The organism is Planctomycetota bacterium (assembly GCA_016872555.1).
In the GTDB taxonomy this organism is placed as follows: domain Bacteria; phylum Planctomycetota; class Planctomycetia; order Pirellulales; family UBA1268; genus F1-20-MAGs016.
In genome coordinates this window covers 22,456-42,622 of sequence record VGZO01000018.1, presented here as the reverse complement: position 1 = coordinate 42,622, position 20,167 = coordinate 22,456, and the positions used below count along the sequence as shown (strand labels likewise).

At 74.7% G+C, this 20,167-nt stretch carries 12 protein-coding genes; 10 read left to right on the top strand and 2 right to left on the bottom strand.

Translation table 11 applies throughout. The features are described from left to right. Window positions 1-21 precede the first annotated feature (21 nt). Window positions 22-2,220 carry a gluconolactonase gene (locus FJ309_08120; protein ID MBM3954565.1) on the bottom strand — a complete coding sequence of 733 codons (2,199 nt, stop codon included), beginning with the start codon at window positions 2,218-2,220 and terminating at the stop codon, window positions 22-24. Between FJ309_08120 and FJ309_08115 the strand changes: the two genes are divergently transcribed. From FJ309_08115 to FJ309_08100, 4 genes are read left to right on the top strand one after another with little or no spacing between them, the layout of a single operon-like run. Then, the gene (locus tag FJ309_08115) at window positions 2,061-5,378 is read left to right on the top strand and encodes a tetratricopeptide repeat protein (protein MBM3954564.1); all 3,318 of its coding nucleotides are present in this window, start codon (window positions 2,061-2,063) and stop codon (window positions 5,376-5,378) included. The two genes, FJ309_08120 and FJ309_08115, sit on opposite strands and share 160 nt — an antisense overlap. Continuing rightward, window positions 5,375-6,082 (top strand): MotA/TolQ/ExbB proton channel family protein, encoded by a 708-nt coding sequence (locus FJ309_08110; GenBank protein ID MBM3954563.1) that lies wholly within the window; start codon window positions 5,375-5,377, stop codon window positions 6,080-6,082. Before FJ309_08115 ends, FJ309_08110 begins: the two co-directional genes overlap by 4 nt. After that, window positions 6,079-6,510: a biopolymer transporter ExbD gene (locus FJ309_08105; GenBank protein ID MBM3954562.1), complete on the top strand. Its 432-nt coding sequence runs from the start codon at window positions 6,079-6,081 to the stop codon at window positions 6,508-6,510. The genes FJ309_08110 and FJ309_08105 overlap by 4 nt, the downstream gene beginning before the upstream one ends. A gap of 10 nt (window positions 6,511-6,520) precedes the next feature. Further along, window positions 6,521-8,719 (top strand): terpene cyclase/mutase family protein, encoded by a 2,199-nt coding sequence (locus FJ309_08100; GenBank protein ID MBM3954561.1) that lies wholly within the window; start codon window positions 6,521-6,523, stop codon window positions 8,717-8,719. A gap of 57 nt (window positions 8,720-8,776) precedes the next feature. On the opposite strand, the gene FJ309_08095 is transcribed toward FJ309_08100, so the two are convergent. Next, the gene (locus FJ309_08095; GenBank protein ID MBM3954560.1) at window positions 8,777-9,976 is read right to left on the bottom strand and encodes a hypothetical protein; all 1,200 of its coding nucleotides are present in this window, start codon (window positions 9,974-9,976) and stop codon (window positions 8,777-8,779) included. Window positions 9,977-10,180: 204 nt separating this feature from the next. On the opposite strand from FJ309_08095, the gene FJ309_08090 reads away from it, so the two are divergent. From FJ309_08090 to FJ309_08065, 6 genes are all read left to right on the top strand, one after another. Further along, window positions 10,181-11,836, top strand: a complete 1,656-nt coding sequence (locus tag FJ309_08090; protein ID MBM3954559.1) for a DUF1549 domain-containing protein — start codon at window positions 10,181-10,183, stop codon at window positions 11,834-11,836. A gap of 34 nt (window positions 11,837-11,870) precedes the next feature. Then, the gene (locus tag FJ309_08085; GenBank protein MBM3954558.1) at window positions 11,871-13,139 is read left to right on the top strand and encodes a DUF1501 domain-containing protein; all 1,269 of its coding nucleotides are present in this window, start codon (window positions 11,871-11,873) and stop codon (window positions 13,137-13,139) included. Between the two features lie 21 nt (window positions 13,140-13,160). Further along, entirely contained in the window at window positions 13,161-15,836 is a 2,676-nt protein-coding gene (locus FJ309_08080; GenBank protein ID MBM3954557.1) for a DUF1549 domain-containing protein, read from the top strand. A 78-nt stretch (window positions 15,837-15,914) separates the two neighbouring features. Next, the gene (locus FJ309_08075) at window positions 15,915-17,300 is read left to right on the top strand and encodes a DUF1501 domain-containing protein (protein ID MBM3954556.1); all 1,386 of its coding nucleotides are present in this window, start codon (window positions 15,915-15,917) and stop codon (window positions 17,298-17,300) included. Between the two features lie 88 nt (window positions 17,301-17,388). Beyond that, a complete protein-coding gene (locus FJ309_08070) occupies window positions 17,389-19,131 on the top strand; it encodes a dihydroxy-acid dehydratase (GenBank protein MBM3954555.1) in 1,743 nt (580 codons plus the stop codon). A gap of 103 nt (window positions 19,132-19,234) precedes the next feature. Then, window positions 19,235-20,155, top strand: coding sequence for a dihydrodipicolinate synthase family protein (locus tag FJ309_08065; GenBank protein ID MBM3954554.1), 921 nt, complete (start codon window positions 19,235-19,237; stop codon window positions 20,153-20,155). The last annotated feature ends 12 nt before the right edge of the window (window positions 20,156-20,167 follow it).

Here is a 20,167-nt window from a genome sequence, read left to right as displayed (position 1 = left end):
ACGGCGGCCGTTCGTCAGGCGTCACAGTCGCGGCTTCGCCGGCAGGCTCGGGGGCAGGCAGCCGGGCGCGCCGCGGACCTTCAGCCGGCGTGTGAACGCGCCGGTGTCGGTGGTCGCCACGACGGAGTCGAACTCCGGTCCGCCGAAGGCCACGCTCGTCGGCCGTGCGCCGTCGGGCAGCGGCAGGATCACGTTCACGCGCCCCGCCTGATCGCAGACCTGCAGCCCCATGGCGGTCGCCACCCAGAGGCGCCCGTCGCGGTCGACGGCGAGCCCGTCGGCGCCGGCGTCGTCGCTCGTGTCGGGCACGTGGAGGTGGAAGTATTTCTGCCCGTCGGCGAGCGTGCCGTCGGCGGCCACGACGAAGCTGTGGACCCAGTGCGACGCGCCGTCGGCGACATACAGCAGGTTCTGGTCCGGCGACAGACAGACGCCCGTGGCGACTGCCGGACCGGGAAGCGTGGCGACGACGCGCGGCGCCTCTTCCGCGGCCGGGATGAAGACGACGCGCGAGGGTGTTTCGGGGCCGGTGCCCGCCAGCGTCGCATACAGGCTGCCGTCGGCGCGCACGGCGAGGGCGCCGACGCGCCCCGGTGGCAGCTGGGCCAGCGGCCGCGCCCGCCCGGGCTCGCACACCACCAGCGTCACCTGCCGGCGCCCGTCGGGCGCCGGGGCCGGCTCCTGGGCGACGACGAGCGTCCCGTCGGGACGCCAGATCTGGGCCGAGCTGACCATCCCGGGCGGTGTGGCGACGAGCGGCCCGCCGTCGCGCGGCGTGCTGCCGGGGAGTCCGATCTCCGTCCAGGTCGTCTCGGCCCGCCCCACGCCGTCGACCGTCTTGGTTTCCCGGTGGAAGAGCGCCGGGCGACCGGTCGGATCGACGGTGGCGGCAAACCCGGCGAGGCTCGTCGCCCGTTCCCATCCGCTCCCGCCGGCGGCGACGATGTCCTGCAGTTGGCTGCTCCCCGCGCCGCGTGCGACCGGCTGCGGCCAGTCACGCCACAGCCACTCGACGGCGGCGGGAAACAGCTCTGTGGCATGTTTGCCGTTGTGGCCGCCATCGCCCCACTCGTGGCGCACGTCGTAGCCGGCGAAGGAGAGCGAGCGCTCGAGCGCCTGGTTGGCGATCCACCAGTCGCCGCCGTAGATGTTGAGGTCGTTCGATCCCCCCTGGAGGAAGATCCGGATCGGTTTCGGCTCGGTCTTGCGCACGAGCGTCGCATAGCCGTGGCCACCGCGGAGGCCGACGTAGGTGCCGATCCCGCTGAACACGCGCGTGAAGGCGTCGGGGCGCTCCCAGGCGGCGGTGAAGGCGGCGATCGCGCCGCTGCTGGTGCCGGCGATCGCCCGGTCGTTGCCGGCCCTGGAGAGGACGATCTTCCTCCCGTCCGAGGTCGTGCGTTTCTCGACGTCGGGGAGCAGTTCGTCGAGAAGGAAGCGGGCGTAATCGCCGCCGAGGCCGTCGTATTCGTAGCTGCGGTTGAACCGGTCGAGGGCGTCCGGCCGGGCCGCCCTGACGCGGCCGTGCATCACGAACACGCCGATCGTGACCGGCATCTTCTTTTCGTCGATCAGCCGGTCGAAGACCTTCGGGGCGTCGAACTGGATCCCGTCCTGGTTGACATGGACGCAGGCCGGCGTCGTGCCGTCGTACTGCCGCGGGACGTAGACCCAGTAGTCACGGAACGTGCCGGGGAAAATCCGGCTGTTCTCGAACGAGAACTGGAGCACCTCGCCGGCCGGGGGGTCGGCGAACGCGGCCTGCCCGCAGGCTGCCGCGGCGGCCAGCGCGACTCCCACCGCCAGCCGCGCCGTCGCCTGCGCGACGGTGGCGGGGCGCGGCGCGAAGACCCGCGACCGGGGGAACGACGCTGCCAGGGAACGCACGGGGAAAGACATCGCTGCAGGCTCCGGGATGGGACGATGGCGGCGGTGGCCGGCCGCGGTCGACGCGCCGCCGGGCGCTGTCCGGATCGGACCGGGAGGCAGTATCATGCACGAGCCTGTCCCCGCCCAGCGTCGCGATCGTTTCCAGCCCCTCGAGCGCTCCGGTGAGTGCGATGCCTGTGGTGTCCGTTCCGCCCCGGGGCGTGGGGGGTCGTCGTCCCGGCCGCCGCAGCCTCGTGGTCCGTGCCGCAGCCTGCCTGGCGCTGGTGCTCGCCGCCGGTGCCGGCGCCGCGGAGCCGGTGCCGAGCGTCGCCGCGCGGGCGGCCTATGCATCGGCCGCCGCACTGCAAAATCGGGGTGCCTGGGATCTGGCGGCACAGGAGTGGCAGGCGCTGCTCCGCGACCATCCCGCCGACGCGCTCGTCGCCAAGGCGCAGTACCAACTCGGGATCTGTCGCGCGAAGCTCGGCGACTGGCCGGCGGCGGCCGAAGCCTTTCGCGGGGTCGTGACCCAGGCCGGTGCCGACGCCGAGACGGTGGCGCTGGCCCGCTTCGAATGGGCCAAGGGCACGCTCGTCGCCGCCCAGGCGACCGCGGTGCCGGCCGACTACGGCGCGGCCGCCGCGTTGCTCGGCGAGACGGTCGCCGCCGGAGTCCCGCCGGGCCTCGACACCGAGGCCCGCTGGTACCTCGGCGAGGCCCGCTGGCAGGCCGGTGATCGGGAGGGTGCGCTGGCGGCGTGGCGCGAGGCCGCCGCGCCGATCCCCGACTCGCGTGCCGCCGCCACGCCCCGTCTCGCCGACGTCCTCCATTCGTTGGGCGTGGCCGAAGCGGAGGCCGGCGACGGGAGTGCGGCGCTGGCGACGCTCGGCCGGTTCGCGAAGCTGTTCCCGGCGCATCCGCTCGCCGCCGACGTGGCCCTCCGCCGTGCCGATCTGCTCGTCGCCGACGATCCACGCGCCGCCGAGAAGCTCCTCCTGCCATTGGCGAGCGGACCGCGCGCCGACGCCGCGCTCGAGCGGATCGGCGCGGCGCGATGGAAGGCGGCCGATTGGAAGGGGGCCGCGGAAGCCTATGGCCGCCTCGCCGATCGCCACGCCGATTCGCCGCTCGCCGCCCGTGGCGCGCTCCTCGCCGCGCGGGCGCTCACCGCCGCCGGCGATACGGGGGCGGCACGGGCGCGGCTGATGAAGCTCGTCGGGTCCGGCGCCCCGATCGCATTGGAGGCGGCCGCCGAGCTGTCGCGGGTCGAATTGGCCGAGGGCCGCGCCGCCGAGGCGCTCGCCGCGGCCGAGCGCGGTCTCGGGCTTGCCGTAGGGGTTCCGTCGGCCGCACCCGCTGGCGTCGCCGCGCTCCACTTGGCGAGGGCCGACGCGCTATGGGAGCTCCCCGATCGCCGTGCCGATGCCGAGGCCGCTTACCGGAAGGTGGTCGGCGACCACCCCGGCGACGGCGCCGCCGCCAGTGCGCGGGCCGTGCTCGCCCTCGCCGCGCTCGAGGCGGGGCGGACGGCCGAGGCCATTTCGGAGACCGACGCGCTGCTCGCCGCCGCCCCGGCAGGCGACCCGCTCCGGATCGACGTCGCCGCGATCCGCGCCGAGGCGCTGCTCGCCTCGGGCGACACGGCGGCGGCCGTGAACGCGTTCGCACGGCTCGCCGAGGACCATCCCGCCGACGCACGCACCGGCGCCTGGCTCGTGCGCCAGGCCGCCGCGCTCGGCGCCGGCGGCGACTGGAAGGCGGCCCGCGACCAGCTCGCCCGCGCCCTGCCCGCTCTCGACCAGACCCGCCCCGGGCCCGAGGCCCGTGCCGAAGCGCTGTTGCTCGAGGCGACCGCGGCGGTCGAGCTCGGACAGCCGCGCGACGCCCTGGTGATCCTCGAGCGGCTCGCCCGCGCCGTTCCGCCGGGGACGCGCGCCGTCGACCGCGACCTGCTCGCGATCCGCGCCCGGCTCGACGGGGGCGATGCGGCGGGGGGGCTCGAGCTCGCCGAGCGGCTCGCGGCGGGCCGCGTGCCGGAGGGCTCGCGCGAGCAGGTGGCGTTCCGACTCGGCCAGGCGCGGATGGCGGCCGGCCGCGCCGAGGAGGCGCTCGAAGCGTTCGCCGAGGTGCTGCGCCTCGCGCCGCAGGGCCCGCGGGCGGCGCCGAGCCTGACCGCGTCGGGCTGGTGCCACGAGCGCGCCAGTCGGCTCCCGGAGGCGATCGCCGCGTGGACGGCTGCGATCGAGCGCTATCCTGCTTCGTCAGCGGCGACGTCGGCGTTGCTGGCCCGGTCCGACGCCCGGGCCCGCTCGGGTGATCCGGCCGCCGGGCTCGCCGACGCCGAGCGCCTGCTGGCAGCCCATGGCGACGGCAGCAGGCCGCTCGATCCGCGCGCGCTCGGCGAAGCGCGGCTGGTGGCCGCCACCTGCCTGACCGCGGTCGGCCGCGCGGGAGAGGCGCTGGCGCTGCTCGACCGGCTCGTCGGCGACGACCCGGGTTTTCCCGCCGGTGATCGCGTCTGCTGGGAACGGGGCCTGGCGGCGCTCGCGGCTGGGGATCCGACGGCGGCCGAGGAATCGTTCACGAGGCTCGTCGATACCTTCCCGCGTAGCCCGCTGGTGGCGGCCGCGTGGCTCGAGCGCGGCGAGATCGCCTTCCTCGACGACCGCCCCGATGCCGCTGCCGCCGCCTACGAGAAAGCACTCGCCGCGGCGCCGCCGGCGGGTGCGGCGATCGCCGAGCAGGCCCGCCACAAGCTCGGCTGGGTCCACACCCTGCGTGGCGACCATGCCGCGGCAGCCGCGCAATTCACCCGGCAGATCGCCGCGGCACCGCAGGGGCCGTGGGCGGTGGACGGCCGGGCACTGCTCGGCCAGTCGCTGTTCGCCCTCGGACGCGTCGACGAGGCGCGCAAGGCGCTCGCCGAGGCGCTCGCCGAGCCGGAGCGGATCTCGAGCGACGGCCTCCGCGCGGTGACGTTGCTCCGCGCCGCCGAGGCCGCGGCCCGCCAGGACGCCTGGCAGGACAGCCTCGACCTCGCCGAGCGCGCCCGCGCGGCGCTTCCCGACGCCGAGGCGGCCGGTGGCACGGCCGCGCAGGCCGCGTATGCCGCAGCGGCGGCACGCCAGCAACTCGGCCAGCTCGCCGCCGCGCGCGAGGGCTTCCGGGCGCTGGCCGACGCGGCCACGACGCCGTTGGCCGCGCGGGCCCGGCTGATGGAAGGCGAGGTGCTGTTCGAGGAGGGACGCCACGACGAGGCGATCCGGAGCTTCTTCAAGGTCGCCTACGGGACGGCCGAGGGGGCCGACTACCGCCCCTGGCAGGGGCAGGCGCTGTTCGAGGCGGCGCGGTGCTTCGAGGTCCTCAGGCAGCCCGATCAGGCGCGGAAGCTGTACGGCGAACTGGTCGAAAAACATCCCGATTCACCGCAGCTGGCGGCGGCTCGGAAGCGGCTGGCCGCGCTCGGCGCCGCGACCGCGGCGCCGGGGCGCGACGAGGAGAAACGATGAACGACGTCACCAACCTCTGGCAGATGTTCCTCGCCGGGGGGCCGTTGATGTGGCCGATCGCCGCCTTGTCGGTGATCGTCGTCGCCTTCACGCTCGAGCGGATCCTGGCGCTGCGCCCGGGGCGGTTCGTGCCCTGGCGGTTCGCCGACGAGGTCGACCGGCTGGCGGGCTCCCGCCCGGTCGACACCCACGCCCTGCTCGACCTGTGCGCCCGGCGCCCGAGCGTCGCTGCCAACGTCGTCCGCGCGGTCGTCGCCCGGGCCGAACGCCCCGCGGCCGAGATCGAGCGGACCGGTGAGGTCGCCAAGGAGCGCGAGGCGGCGGCCTTGTATGCCAACATCCGCCCGATCGCCCTGGCGGTCCAGGTGGCGCCGCTCCTCGGTCTGCTCGGCACCGTGCAGGGGATGATCCTCGCCTTCTACACCACCGCCCAGCTCGAGGCCGGTGCCAACCGCGCCGCCGAGCTCGCCTCGGGGATCTACGTGGCGCTGATCACGACGTTTGCCGGACTGTGCGTGGCGATTCCGGCGGCGGTCATCGCCCACCTCCTCGAGGGGCGGATCATGGGTGGCTTCCGCCGTGTCGACGCGTGTGTCGGGCCGCTCGTCGCGGCGCTCGAGGGGGCGGAGCCTCGGCCCCGCACGGCGCTTGCCGGGCGTGGCGAACCGGCCGGCGCCGGTGGCCGCGTGGGGAGCGCGCCATGAGCGTCCGCATCGACAAGGGGCGCCTCGGCGCGGGGCTCGAGATGACGCCGCTGATCGACGTCGTGTTCCTGCTGATGATCTTCTTTCTCGTCGCCAGCCGGCTCGAGGAGGCCGATCGCGTGATCGACGTCGTCCTCCCCCAGGGCAGCGCTGCCCGCCCGCTGACGACGCGCGTGCCCGAGTTCGTGATCAACATCGACCGGTCCGGCGCCTACCACGCCGGCGCGCGGCCGGTGGAGCTCGACGAACTGGAGCGGCTCCTCCGCCAGGCGGCCGCCGACCAGCCCGCCGGCCAACGGGTGATCCTCCGCGCCGACGAGGAGGTTCCCCACAAGTTCGTCGTCGGCGCGATGAACGCCTGCGTGCTGGCGGGAATCGAGGACTACCACGTGCAGTCGGTCAGCGACGACCGGCCGCCCCCGCCGTGAGATGACCGCGATGGAGCGTCTCGCGCCAGCCGTCGGCACCGTTTCCCCCGCCAGCGGGTCGCGCGGCCTCCGCGCCGCCGTGTGGCGCAATCGGTTCCGTCTCGGCCTCGCGTTGCTGGCGAGCCTTGCCGCCCATGCCTGGCTCGCTGGGGGCCTGGCGCGGACGCCGCTGCGGCTGGCGACCGACGCCCCGGCCCCCGTCCCCGAGCGCGAGCGATCCCGGCCGGTGCCCCGCGAGTTCACGCTCTCGGTCGCGGACGATCCCCGGGCGGAGTCGGCCCACGAGCGGCCGCTCGAGCCGCTCCTCGACGCGGCGCTCGCTGCCGATGGCACGGTCCGGGATGCGCTGCCGACCGCGACCGATCCCGGCGCTCCGGCGGCCGCGGAGGCGTTCGTGCCGGCGGCTGCGGACGTCGCGCGCCCCGAGTCGGCAGCCGACGACGCCATGCCCGCACCGGCGGCGCTTGCGCGGATCGCCGCCGAGCCGGACCTGACGGCCGCGGATGTAACGCCCGAGCTCCCCGCACCCGCTGCGCTGGCCGATGGCGCGATCGAGCTGCGGCCGGCGACGCGGGGCGGCGCTGCGGCGCTGGCCGAGCCCGTCGCGGCAGCGCCGCCGCCGCTGGCGGCCGAGCGCGACGGCGTAGGGCTGTCGGCCGCACTGGCGCCGAGCGTCTCGAGGCGTCCCCGGCCGAGCGCCGTCGTCCCCGCGCCCGACGGTGTCAACCGGCGCGAGCCGATTGCGGTCGACGCGGGCGCGGGGCGGGTCGCGGCGCTCCCTCCGGCTCCCGCGATGGCCGCGCCGGGCGGGCCACGCGGCGCGACGGGCTCGCTGGCGGAGTTGGGCGTCCGCCCGGCAGCGCGGCGGCCGACGGCCGCGGCAGCGGGGGGCGCGGTCACGGCACCGCGCGGCGGCGACGAGGAGGCGCTGTCGGCCGAATCGCTGCCGCCGCTCGCGCAGCCGCGCCGCGCGGCGGCAGCGCCGAGCCGGGGACAGGTCCCAGGCGCCGTGGCCGCCGTCACGCTGCCGCGCGCCGCGGCGGTCGTCCTCCCCTCCGAGGGGCGCGTGCGCTCGATCGCCCGGCCCTACGCGGGCCGCTCGTCGGGGCGCCTCGCCGACGGGCCCGCCGATCGGATGATCGAGCGCGGCCTCGCCTTCCTGGCGCGGGGCCAACGCCCTGACGGGAGCTGGTCGCTCGACGGCAGCGCCGACCCGGCGGCACGGCAGGTCACGAAGCTCCGCAGCGACACCGCTGCCACCGGCCTGGCGCTGCTGGCTTTCCTCGGCGCCGGCTACGACCATTTCGACGGTCCGCACCACGACGCGGTGCGCCGTGGTCTGGAATGGCTCGCGCGCACCCAGAAGCCCGACGGCGACCTGTACGTCGCGTCCGACCCCCTCTCCGACAGCTGCGCATGGCTCTACAGCCACGCCATCGGCACGATGGCGCTGTGCGAGGCGGTCGGGATGACGGGTGATCCCCTGCTCCGCCCCGCCGCGGAGAAGGCCTGCGCGTTCATCGCCGCCAGCCAGCACCCCGAGCGCGGCGGCTGGCGCTACACGCCCCGCTCCGATGCCGACCTGTCGGTGAGCGGCTGGATGCTCGTCGCGCTCCGTGCCGGTCAGCTGGCCGGGATCGCCATCGACCCCGCGGCCATCGCGCACGTGCGAACGTTCGTCGAGGCGTCGTCGGCGGGAGCGGACGCGGGCACCGGGATCGCGGCGCGCCGCTACGTGTACAACGTCGGCAATCCGCAGCAGCGCCCGAGCGACTTGTCGATCGCCTGCATGACGGCGCTGGGGACGCTGATGCGGCTCCACACCGGCACGCCCGTCGACGACCCGGCCGTCCGCGACGCCGCCGCGGCGCTGGCGGCGTTCGAGCCGTCGTACGGCACGCGGCAGGTGCGGCGCCGCGACGCCTACCTCTGGTACTACGCCTCGCAGGTCCTCGTCCACACCGGCGGCAGCGACTGGGAGCGGTGGTACAAGGCGCTGTGCCGGCTGCTCGAAGCGCGGCAGGAGCGGTCGGGGGCGGTGGAGGGGAGTTGGGATCCGCTCGGTGGGATCCCCGATCGCTGGGGCGGCTACGGGGGGCGGGTGTACGTGACCGCGCTCCACCTGTTGGCGCTCGAGGTCCCGTCGCGCCGCCTGCCGACTTACGATCTCGCGCCCCCCGGCAGCGGCGCAGCGCCGGCCGGCCGGTGACCGGCCCGCTGGCCGGTCGTCGTACCCTCCCTCTCCGCGCCCCGGCGTCGGCCGTGATCAGAACGGCGTCGGGAGGAGCAGCGCGTGGTGGTCGAGGAGGACCCGGCGGCCGAGGGCGCCGATCGCCGGGGTGAAGAACAGCAGGAACAGATACAGGCCCAGCGCTGCCACCAGCGCGGCCCCGGCACCGAACCGGACCACGAGCCAGCGCCGCTGCGGCCGGCGGCGTGCGAAGGCCGTCGCCCAGCCGACGAGCAGCCGCGCGGGGTAAATGGTGACGATGAACAGCGGCGTCAGCAGCAGCACCGCGTCGCGCGGCGCCGCGATCACCTTGAGAAGGAACAGCGGCAGCGACAGGCCGTAGAGGACGGCCAGCGCGACCAGCAGCACCACCGGCGCGCGGCGGTGAAGCTCGCGGACGCGAGCCACCTCCGTGAACGCGCGCAGCCGCCCCTCGGTCGCGTACGTCGCCTGGAGCAACGGGACCCAGGCGAGGACGACCGCCAAGGCGACCCCACCGGCGAGGGTCACGAGCACCGCTCCGGGGTGTTGGGTGTCGCGCAGCGCCGAAAAGGCCAGGGTCGGGAGCAGCAGCCACGCCAGCGCACCGGCGAAGCCACCGACGCCGAGACGGAGCAGATGGAGCGGGCGGATCGCGCCGATCACGGCGGCGAGACCGTCGGCCGCACCGCTCCACAGCGTGCCGGCGCGCCACTGGCGGCGCGCCGCACGGACGTTGCGGAGCGGACGGAAAAACGACGCCAGACTGCCGCCGGCCCGCCACGCCAGCGCGACGTGGAGGCCGACCACCAGCGCGACGAGCGTGCGGGCCACGGCCCAGCGTGCGGCTGAAGGACTCCCCGGCGCCACGAGCGCGGCGTCGGCGGCCACCGACGTCACGAACCGCACGACGAGCACCCAGAACCAGGTGCCGACCACCACCGCCCCCAACCGCGGCAGACCGCCGAGCAGCGGCACGCCGTCGCGGAGCCGCCCGCTGCGGACCACGCGCCCCTCCCCCTCGAGCATGTAACCGAGCGCCAGGAAGCTCACCAGCGGGATCGCCGCCAGCAGCGAGAGGAGCCAGACGAGGCTCGCCAGCCCCGCGCCGACGGCGATCAGCCAGCCCAGCGCGCGGAGCGGATGCCGCAGCGGGTGTGGGCAGGGAGCGAGCTCGCCGAACGGCTGCGCCGGCGCGCCGGCGACGCGGGGGGGAGCGGTCGCAGCGGAGAGCGCGGACGGGAGCGCGGTGGCCATGGGGTTGATGATAGGTTCGGCGCCGCGCCGCCGTCGTTTCCCGGCGGTCGCGACCGGCCGCGATGACGATCTTCCGGTGTCGGTGCCCGTGCCGTGTCGGCGCCGCGGGCGGCCATGGCGGGTGGAGGCGGCCACCGGGTCGGGGAGGCTGCCGGACGGCCCGTGGGGTAGAATCCGGACCGTCTGTTCCCGGGAGCCACCGCGATGCCGTCCCACCGGCAGATCCTCCGCGCCCTGCTACCGGCCGTCGCCCTGACGACCGTCGCGGTCGTCCTCGCCTCCGGGGCCCGCGACCCGCTTCCCGCGTCGGCGCTCGCCCCCCCGCCCGCCGTCGCGCCCGACGGGTCGGAGGCGACGGTGAGCCGGCTCGACGCCGCGCTGGCCGAGCGGTGGCGGGCCGCGGGGATCGAGCCGGCAGGGCGCGCCGACGATCTCGAGGTGCTCCGGCGCGCCTGGCTCGGGTTGGCGGGCACGATCCCCTCGGTCGAGGAGATCCGCCGGTTCGAGGCCGATGGCGATCCCGGCCGCCTCGGGCGCTGGATCGCGCTGGTCCTCGCCGACCGGCGGAGTGCCGACCACCTCGCGCGGCGCCTGGCCCACGCGCTGGTCGGCGATGCCGCCGGCCAGGTCATCGTCTTCCGCCGCGATCGGTTCACCGACTGGCTCGCCGCGCGGCTGCTGGCCAACGACCCGTTCGACCGGACGGTGACCGCGATGGTCGCCCACGGTGGCCTGTGGACCGAGGCCCCCGAGGTCAACTTCGTCACACAGGCGATGGCCGACGGCACCCTCGACGCCAACGTGCTGGCGGGGCGCGTGGCGCGGGTCCTCCTCGGCCAGCGGATCGACTGCGCCCAGTGCCACGACCATCCCTTCGCACCGATCACGCAGCGGCAATACGAGGGGCTCGCCGCCTGTTTCGGCCAGGTCCGGGTCACCGGCCTGGGTGTCGAGGACGATCCTGCCCGCGTGCTGTCGATCGACCTGCCCGCGCCGGCCGACGGCGGCGCGGCCGCGATGGCGCCGAAGAGCCGGAAAGTGCCGCCGCGCGTCCCCTACGGCGACGACTGGCAGGCGGAGCGCAGGACGCACCGCGAGAACCTCGCCGCCTGGCTCGTCGACCCGCGTAATCGCCGCTTCCACCGCGCGGTGGTCAACCGCGCGTGGGCGATCGTCTACGGCCGCGGGCTCCACGAGCCGCTCGACGACCTCCCCGATCCGCCCGCCGACCCCGACCCGCGCGATCCCCTCGACCTGCTCGCCGAGGACTTCCGGGAGCACGGCTGCGACCTCCGGCGGTTGCTCTCGATCCTCGCCCGGGCGCGGCCGTTCCACCTCTCCAGCCGTCATCCGCTCCGCGCCGAGCCCGACGGCGCGACGCGCCTCGACGCCGCCTGGGGCGCGTTTCCGGTCACGCCGTTGGGCCCCGACGTGATGATCGCCGCCCTCGTCCAGGCGACGAGCCTGCGGACGATCGACCGCGATTCCCATCTGCTGACACGGACGATCCGGTTCTTCCGCGAAGTCGATTTTCTCCGCGATTACGGCCCCACCGAGGATGCCAACGGGGACCGGCAGCCGGCCACGATTCCGCAGACGCTCGTCCGCATGAATGGCCGGCTGGCCCGCGAGCTGGTCGAGGCCAACCCGTTCACCGCGCCGGGCCGGATCGCCGGCCTCGCCGCCGACGACGAGCAGCGCCTCGACCTCGCGTTCCTCACCGTCCTCACGCGCCATCCTTCTCCAGAGGAACGCTCCGCGACGCGTTCGCTGATCACCGCCGCCCCCGACCGCGGCGGCGGGATGCAGGACCTGTTCTGGGCACTGACCAACTCCGTCGAGTTCGGCTGGAACCACTGATCCCGTCACGCGGCCGCACGGCGGTCGACCACCGATGCACCGAAAGTCGCTGTTCCTCCCACGCCGCCGCTGGTGCCACGTGGCACCGCTGGGGCTGTCGTTCGCCGTGCCGGCACTGCCCGCCCGGGCCGCCGCCAGGCGCGGCGGCGAGCGCCCACGGGCGCTGGTCTCGATCTGGCTGGCCGGCGGCCCGAGCCAGCTGGAGTCGTTCGACCCCCACCCCGGCACGCCGATCGGCGGGCCGACGGCGGCGATCGCCACGCGGCTGCCGGGCGCGCTGGTGGCCGCCGACTATCCGCGCGTCGCCGACGTCCTCGACCGGTTCACGGTCGTGCGGTCGCTCGTGTCGCGCGAGGGGGATCACGAGCGTGGCAGCCATGCGGTCCGCACCGGCTACCGTCCCGATCCGAACCTGGTCCATCCGGCGCTCGGCGCGATCGTCGCCCGTGCCGTCCCGTCGCCGGGGCTCGAACTGCCGGCGTTCGTCGCCCTCGGCAACGATCCCTTCCCGTCGCGCGGGGGCTATCTCGGCGCGACGCTCGACCCCTACCGGGTGACGGTGCCGGGGCGGGCGGGGGAGAACATGGTTCCCCACGTGGCTGCCGACCGCCAGGCGCGGCGCCTCGGGGCACTCGATGCCCTGTCGCGGTCGTTCGCCGCGGGGCGCGAGGCGACCGTCGAGCGGACGCTCGACGACCACACGCGCCGCGAGGCGCTGACGCTGATGGAGTCCGAGCAGCTGGCGGCGTTCTCGGTCGCCGACGAGCCGGAGGCGGTCCGGACCGCCTACGGCGACTCGGTCTTCGGCCGCGGGTGCCTCGTCGCCCGCCGGCTGGTCGAGGCGGGCGTGCGGAGCGTCGACGTCACGCTCGCCGGGTTCGACACGCACGCCGACAATTTCTCCGGGCAGAACGCTCGGGCCCGGGTTCTCGACCCGGCGCTGGCGGCGCTGGTCACCGATCTCGAGGGGCGCGACCTCCTCGATTCGACGGCGGTCGTCGTCGTCGGCGAGTTCGGGCGGACGCCGGCGATCAACCCGCTCGACGGCCGTGACCACTGGCCGCACGGCTTCTCCTGCCTGCTCGCCGGGGCCGGCTTCGCCCGCGGGCAGCTCGTCGGTGCGACCGATCCGCGGGGTGAATCGAGGACCCCGTCCGATCCGATCGACGTCGCCGATTTCGCCGCCACCGTGCTGGCGGCCGTCGGCGTCGACTCGGCCGAGGAAGTGACGACGCCGATTGGCCGGCCGATGAAGCTCGGTGCCGGCCGGCCGGTTGGCCGATTGCTGCGCGAACCGTCCTGAGAGTCCCGTGGCTTGGGCGCGATGCTCCGTCTTCCGATCCCACCGCAAACGCTCGCCGCCCTCGTCATCGTGCTCGTGGTCGGGGCTGCCGCCGGCGCCGAGGAGCCCCCCGCCGCCGACTACGCGCGCGACATCCGCCCCCTGCTCCGCCAGCGCTGCACCGCCTGCCACGGGGCGCTGGCGCAGCGTTCCGACCTCCGCCTCGACACCCGTGCCGGCATCGTCGTCGGCGGTGCGGGGGGGCCGGCGGTGGTGCCCGGCGACGCGGCCGCCAGCCCGCTTCTCGACCGGGTCGCGTCGACCGATCCGGCGCAGCGAATGCCCCCCGAGGGGCCGCCGCTGAGCGCAGCGCGGATCGCGACGCTCGCAGCCTGGATCGCGGCCGGCGCGCCGGGGATCGAGGGCGAGGTCCCGGAGAGCGACCCCCGCGACCACTGGGCCTTCCGTCCGCCGCAGAAGATGGCGCTTCCGGCCGTGGCCGACGGGACGGCCAACCCGATCGACGCCTTCGTCGAGGCCCGGCTCGCCGCCGCCGGGATCACGCCGGGCCCGCCGGCCGACAAGGCGACGCTGCTGCGCCGCGTCGCGCTCGACCTGGTCGGTCTTCCGCCGACGGCGGCCGAGGTCGAGGCGTTCCTCGCCGACGAGTCCCCCGATGCCTACGAGCGCGTCGTCGATCGGTTGCTCGCGTCGCCGCAGCACGCCGAGCGGCAGGCGCGCCACTGGATGGACGTGTGGCGCTACGCCGACTGGCACGGCCGCCGCCACGTGCCCGACGTCTGGAACAGCGCCCCGCAGATCTTCCGGTGGCGCGACTGGATCATCGCATCGCTCGACGCCGACGTCGGCTACGACCGGATGGTGGCCGAGATGCTCGCCGCCGACGAGCTGCGCCCCGGCGATCGCGCCGCGGCCGTCGCCACCGGCTACCTGGTCCGCAACTGGTACGCGCTCAACCCCAACGACTGGATGCGGGCCAACGTCGAGCACGTCGGCAAGGCGTTTCTCGGGCTCACGTTCCACTGCGCCCACTGCCACGACCACAAATACGACCCGATCGCGCAGGACGACTACTTCCGTTTCCGGGCGTTCTTCGAGCCGCTCGGCCTGCGCCAGGACCGGCTCCCCGGCGAGGCCGATCCCGGCCCGTTCCAGGAATACGCCTACAGCACGCTCCGCAAGGTGCAGCGCCTCGGGACGGTGCAGGTGTTCGACAAGTCCCCCGACGCGCCGACCTGGTTCTACGCCGGCGGCGACGAACGCAACCGCGACACGGCGCGCGGGGCGATCGCGCCGGGCCTGCCGCGCTTCCTCGCGCCCGCCGGCGGGCCGGCGATCGGGCCGGTCGATCTGCCGCCGGCGGCGTTCTACCCCGGGATCGACCCGGCGCTCCGGCGCGCGGTGCGCGACGAGGCGGCGGCCGCCGTGGTCGCCGCACGGCAGGCGCTGGCGAACGTCCTCGACGAGGAAGGGGCCCCCGACACGCTCCTCCGCCGCGATGCCGCCCGGGCGGCGCTCGACGAGCGTCTGGCCCGCCTGGCGGCGATCGACGCCCGCGAGGCGGCCGACCTCGCGCGCTACGGCGGCGGCAGCATGACGGAGGCCGTGACGCTGGCCCGGAGCGCGCAGGAGCTCCACCGGGCCGCCGACGTGGCGGCGGCCGTGGCGGCGCTGGCCGGCGAGGAGGTCGGCGTGGCGGCGGCGCACGCGCGGCCCGCTTCCGACTCCGCCCGCGCCGGCGAGATCGACGCGGTGGGCAAGCGGTTGGCCGCGGCGCGGAAGCGCCTCGACGACGCCCGCGCTGCCGCCGCCGCGCCCGCCGGCGAAGACTATCCCGCGCTGGGGAGCGTCTACCCGGCCCGGAGCACGGGCCGGCGGCGCGCGCTGGCCGGGTGGATCACGGCACGCGGCAATCCGCTTACGGCGCGGGTGGCGATGAATCATGTCTGGATGCGGCACTTCCACGCGCCCTTGGTGGCGACGGTGTTCGACTTCGGCCGGGCCGGGAGCCCGCCGACCCATCCGGAGCTGCTCGATTGGCTGGCGGTCGAGTTCATGGACGGGGGCTGGCGGCTCAAGCCGATCCACCGGCTCGTCGTGACCAGCCGCGCCTACCGCCGGGCATCGCACGTCTCCGACGCCGCCGCCGCGGCGGCCGATCCCGACAACCGCCTCCTGTCGCGGATGAACGTCGGTCGGATGGAGGCCGAGGTGGTCCGCGACAGCCTGCTCCATCTCGCCGGACGGCTCGACCCGACGCGCGGCGGCCCCGAACTGGAAAACACGCAGGTGTTCTCGACGTTCCGGCGCGGCCTTTACTACTGCTGCCAGCCGGAGAGCGACGGCCGCAGCACGTTCGCCACGCCGTTCGACGGCCCCGATCCGGCCGATTGCTACCGCCGGGCGCGGACGATCCAGCCGCAGCAGGCGCTCGCGCTATCCAACAGCGAACTGGTCCACGACATGGCCGGAGCCCTCGCCGCCGCGCTCGCCGCGGCGCTCCCCGAGCCGCGGCGCGACGACCATGGCGCGTTCGCCGCGGCCGCCTTCACCCACGTCCTCGGCCGACCGCCGCGGCCCGATGAAGCGGCGGCCTGCAGCGGCTTCCTCGCCGGGCCGGCGACCGATGCCGCGGCGGCGCGGGCGGCGCTGGTGCGCGTGCTGTTCAATCACAACGACTTCGTCGCCATCCGCTGAGAGGAGGCCGTCGTGCCGCCGTGCTTTCATCCGCCACGCCGGACGTTTCTCGCCGACGTCGGCCTCGGGTGCGCCGGGATGTCGCTGGGAAGTCTCCTCGCCGACGACGGCATCGGCCGTGCGCCCGTGGCCGGCAAGGGGCCGCCGCCGCGGGCGAAGAGCGTGATCTGGATCTTCCTCTCGGGGGGCTACAGCCATCTCGAGACGTTCGATCCCAAGCCGGCGCTCGACCGGTACGCGGGGCTGACCTACGACAACACGCCGTTCGACAATCCGGTCAACTCGCCGGCCCATCGGCGCCGCTTCCGTTCCGTGCCGGCCGAGGAGATCAACGTCCGCGACGTCTATCCGATCATCTATCCACTCCAGGTCGGCTTCGCCCCGCGCGGCGCCAGCGGCATCGAGATCTCCGACTGGTGGCCGCACCTCGCCGGCTGCGTCGACCGGCTGTGTTTCGTGCGGAACATGTGGACGACCGACAACGACCACGCCGCCGAGAACCAGATCCACACCGGCCGCCACCGCCTCGACGAGCCGCAGCCGTCGATCGGGAGCTGGGCCTCGTACGGCCTCGGGAGCCTCACCGAGGATCTTCCGCGCTACGTCGTCCTCGGCGGCCCGACGCGCTCCGACACGCGGCAGTCGATCGATTCCTGCTACCTCGGTCCGGAGCATGCCGGCGTCACGCTGTCGCTCGATCCGGCCGATCCGCTCCCCTTCGCCAGGCGCCGCCCCGGCCACGCCGCGGAGGATCAGGCGCGGGAGTTCGCCCTGCTCGAGCGCTTGAACGGCCTGGCGGCGGTCGAGTATCCCGCCGACGCCGAGCTCCGGGCTCGGATCCACGCCTACGAGCTGGCGTTCCGGATGCAATCGGCCGTGCCCGAAGCGGTCGATTTCTCCGGCGAGACCGCGGCCACGCGGTTGCTTTTCGGCCTCGACGCCGAGCCGACGAAGCTCGCCGGCGGGCGCCTGCTCGCGGCCCGGCGGCTGGTGGAGCGCGGGGTCCGCTTCGTGCAGGTCTTCCCCTCGCCATACGGCGTCTGGGACAGCCACCAGAAGCTCAAGCAGAACCATGCCACCCAGTGCGCGATGGTCGATCTGCCGGTCGCCGGCCTGATCCACGACCTCGCCGCACGCGGCCTGCTCGACGAGACGCTCGTCGTGTTCTGCACCGAGTTCGGCCGGACGCCGGGGCTCGAGCAGCGCGGCGGCGGGGTCGACGGCCGCGACCACCATCCCAACGGGTTCACCGTCTGGCTCGCCGGGGCGGGCGTCAGGCAGGGGTTCGTCCACGGCGCGACCGACGAGCTCGGCTACAACGCCCTCGGCGACGGCCACTACGTCACCGACCTCCACGCCACCGTGCTCCACCTCCTCGGGCTCGATAACCGCAGCCTCGAGATCCCGGGACGGAAGCGGCTCGAGATCGACCATGGCCGGGTGATCGGCGAGATCCTCGCCTGACGCGGTGGCTGGTGGACGAAGGCCAGGGATGGCTTCGTCCACGGACAGCTAGACTTCCCGGTCCTCTCTCCTGCCCCGGGGCCTCCGCATGCCGAACAGTCCGTCCGTGCCCGATCGCGATCCGCGCTCCCTCCGTTCGTGGCGCTGGTTCGGCCCCGACGACCTGCGCAGCTTCGGGCACCGCAGCCGACTCCGGCAGATGGGGCTCACCGCCGACGATGCCGAAGGCAAGCCGGTGATCGCGATCCTCAACACGTGGAGCGATCTGGCACAGTGCCACACGCACTTCCGTGATCGCGTTGCCGACGTGAAGCGCGGTGTCTGGCAGGCGGGGGGATTCCCGGTCGAGATCCCGGTGCTGTCGCTGTCGGAGATGTTCGTCAAGCCGACGGCGATGTACCACCGCAACCTGCTGGCCCTCGAGGTCGAGGAGGTCCTCCGCAGCCAGCCGATCGACGGCTGCGTGCTGATGGGAGGCTGCGACAAGACCGTGCCGGGGCTGCTCCTCGGGGCGATCTCCGCCGGCCTGCCGGCGCTGTTCCTCCCCGCCGGGCCGATGCTCGCCGGACGCTACCGCGACCAACGCCTCGGCAGCGGCACCGACGTCTGGAAGTATTGGGCGGAGCGCCAGGCCGGCTGCCTCTCGGACTGCGCCTGGCGGCAGATCGAGGACGGGATCGCGCGGTCGCCCGGCACCTGCATGACGATGGGCACCGCCTCGACGATGGCGGCGCTGGTCGAGACGCTCGGGATGGCCCTTCCCGGATCGGCGACGATCCCCGCCGTCCACTCGGCACACGCTCGCCTCGCCACGGCCTGCGGCCGGCGGATCGTGGACATGGTCTGGGAGCGGCTGACGCCGGCGCGGATCCTGTCGGCGGCGGCGTTCGCCAACGCCGTCGTCGCCGACATGGCGCTGTGCGGTTCGACCAACGCCATCGTCCACCTCATCGCGCTGGCGCGGCGCGCCGGCGTCGCGCTGTCGCTCGACGACTTCGACCGGATCTCGCGGCAAGTGCCGGTGATCGCCAACCTCCGCCCCGCCGGCGCCTACCTGATGGAGGATTTCCACGACGCCGGAGGGGTGCCGGCGCTGCTCTCGCGTCTCCGCGGCCACCTCGCCCTCGACTGCCCGACCGTCACCGGTCGGACGCTCGGCGAGAACATCGCCGGCGCCGAGGTTCTCGCCGACGACGTCATCCGCCCGCTCGATCGGCCGCTCGATACCGCCGGGGGAACGTGCGTGCTCCGCGGCACCCTCGCCCCGGACGGCGCGGTGATCAAGCCGACCGCCGCCGATCCGCGGCTGCTGGTCCATACCGGGCCGGCGCTGGTGTTCGCCGATTACGCCGACCTCAAGGCGCGGATCGACGCCCCGGATCTGCCCGTCACCCCCGACAGCGTGCTCGTCCTCCGTTCCGCCGGCCCGGTGGGCGCCCCCGGGATGCCCGAATGGGGCATGCTGCCGATCCCCAGAAAGCTGCTCGCCGCGGGGGTGCGCGACATGGTGCGGGTCTCCGACGCGCGGATGTCGGGGACGAGTTACGGCACGTGTGTGCTCCACGTCGCGCCGGAATCGGCGATCGGTGGGCCGCTCGCGCTGGTCCGCGACGGCGACCTCGTGGCCCTCGACGTGCCGGCCCGGCGGCTCGACCTCTTCGTCGATGTGGCAGAGCTGGCCCGGCGCCGCGCCGCGTGGAGCCCGCCGCCGCGGCGCGCGGAGCGCGGGTACGGCCGGCTGTATCTCGACGAGGTGACGCAGGCGCCCGAGGGCTGCGATTTCCGGTTCCTCGAGGCCGGCCCCGACACGCCGGAGCCCGACATCTTCTGACCGCCGCGCGAAGCCGACCGACCCCCGCCCGCGGGAATGGACGACGCGCGCGGCCGCGGGTAGCCTGCCCCCCTCACGACTCCCCGCCGGTCACGAGGATGCCATGCTCACCGCACCGCTGTCCCCCGACCATCTCGCCCGCTCCGTGATGGCGGTGCCCCCGCTGGCGCGGTCCACCGACGGCGCGATCAGCGAGCCCGAGAACGAGCGGATCATCCGCCATCTGGAGAACGGCGGCGTGGAACTGCTCCTCTACGGCGGCAACGCCAACCTGTATCACCTGCCGCTGTCGGAGTACGACGGGTTGCTCGCGCTGCTGTCGCGCCTGGCCGGACCCCGGACGCTCGTGGTCCCGTCGGCGGGGCCGACCTACGGGCTGCTGCTGGAACAGGCCCGTGTCGTGCGGCGCCATGCCTTTCCGACGGTGATGGTCCTGCCCCAGCACGGAATCACGACCAGCCGGGGCGTCGCCGACGGGATCCGCCGGTTCGTCGATGCGGCCGGGGTTCCGGCGCTGGTGTACGTCAAGCACGACGGGTTCATCGAGCCCGAGGACGTCGCCGACCTCGACCGCGACGGGCTGATCTCGGCGATCAAGTACGCGACGGTCCGCACCGATCCGGCCGTCGATCCCTACCTGCGGCGGCTGGTGGCGCTGGTCGATCCGCGGAAGATCATCAGCGGGATCGGCGAACAGCCGGCGATCGAGCATCTCCGCGGCTTCGGGCTCGGTGGGTTCACCAGCGGCTGCGTCTGTGTGGCGCCGCGGCTCTCCCAGGCGCTGCTGGCGGCGGTGCGCCGCGGCGATTTCGCCCAAGCGGAGCGGATCCGCGACCTGTTCCGGCCGCTCGAGGATCTGCGCAACGCCATCAATCCGATCCGCGTCCTCCACCAGGCGGTTGCCAGCGCCGGGATCGCCGCCACCGGTCCGTTGCTGCCGCTCCTCACCACGGTGGAGCCGGAGCACGTGGCGCCGATCACCGCCGCCGCGCGGACGCTGCTCGCCGCCGACCGCACGGTCTGAACCGGGCCCGGC

What these genes read in the sequence shown, in the direction of transcription:
- FJ309_08105 (MBM3954562.1), top strand. Translation starts at nt 6,079, where the DNA reads ATGAGCGTCCGCATCGACAAGGGGCGCCTCGGCGCGGGGCTCGAGATG.
- FJ309_08115 (MBM3954564.1), top strand. Translation starts at nt 2,061, where the DNA reads ATGCCTGTGGTGTCCGTTCCGCCCCGGGGCGTGGGGGGTCGTCGTCCC.
- FJ309_08110 (MBM3954563.1), top strand. Translation starts at nt 5,375, where the DNA reads ATGAACGACGTCACCAACCTCTGGCAGATGTTCCTCGCCGGGGGGCCG.
- FJ309_08095 (MBM3954560.1), bottom strand. Translation starts at nt 9,976, where the DNA reads ATGGCCACCGCGCTCCCGTCCGCGCTCTCCGCTGCGACCGCTCCCCCC.
- FJ309_08120 (MBM3954565.1), bottom strand. Translation starts at nt 2,220, where the DNA reads ATGCATAGGCCGCCCGCGCGGCGACGCTCGGCACCGGCTCCGCGGCGC.
- FJ309_08075 (MBM3954556.1), top strand. Translation starts at nt 15,915, where the DNA reads ATGTCGCTGGGAAGTCTCCTCGCCGACGACGGCATCGGCCGTGCGCCC.
- FJ309_08100 (MBM3954561.1), top strand. Translation starts at nt 6,521, where the DNA reads ATGGAGCGTCTCGCGCCAGCCGTCGGCACCGTTTCCCCCGCCAGCGGG.
- FJ309_08090 (MBM3954559.1), top strand. Translation starts at nt 10,181, where the DNA reads ATGCCGTCCCACCGGCAGATCCTCCGCGCCCTGCTACCGGCCGTCGCC.
- FJ309_08085 (MBM3954558.1), top strand. Translation starts at nt 11,871, where the DNA reads ATGCACCGAAAGTCGCTGTTCCTCCCACGCCGCCGCTGGTGCCACGTG.
- FJ309_08080 (MBM3954557.1), top strand. Translation starts at nt 13,161, where the DNA reads ATGCTCCGTCTTCCGATCCCACCGCAAACGCTCGCCGCCCTCGTCATC.
- FJ309_08065 (MBM3954554.1), top strand. Translation starts at nt 19,235, where the DNA reads ATGCTCACCGCACCGCTGTCCCCCGACCATCTCGCCCGCTCCGTGATG.
- FJ309_08070 (MBM3954555.1), top strand. Translation starts at nt 17,389, where the DNA reads ATGCCGAACAGTCCGTCCGTGCCCGATCGCGATCCGCGCTCCCTCCGT.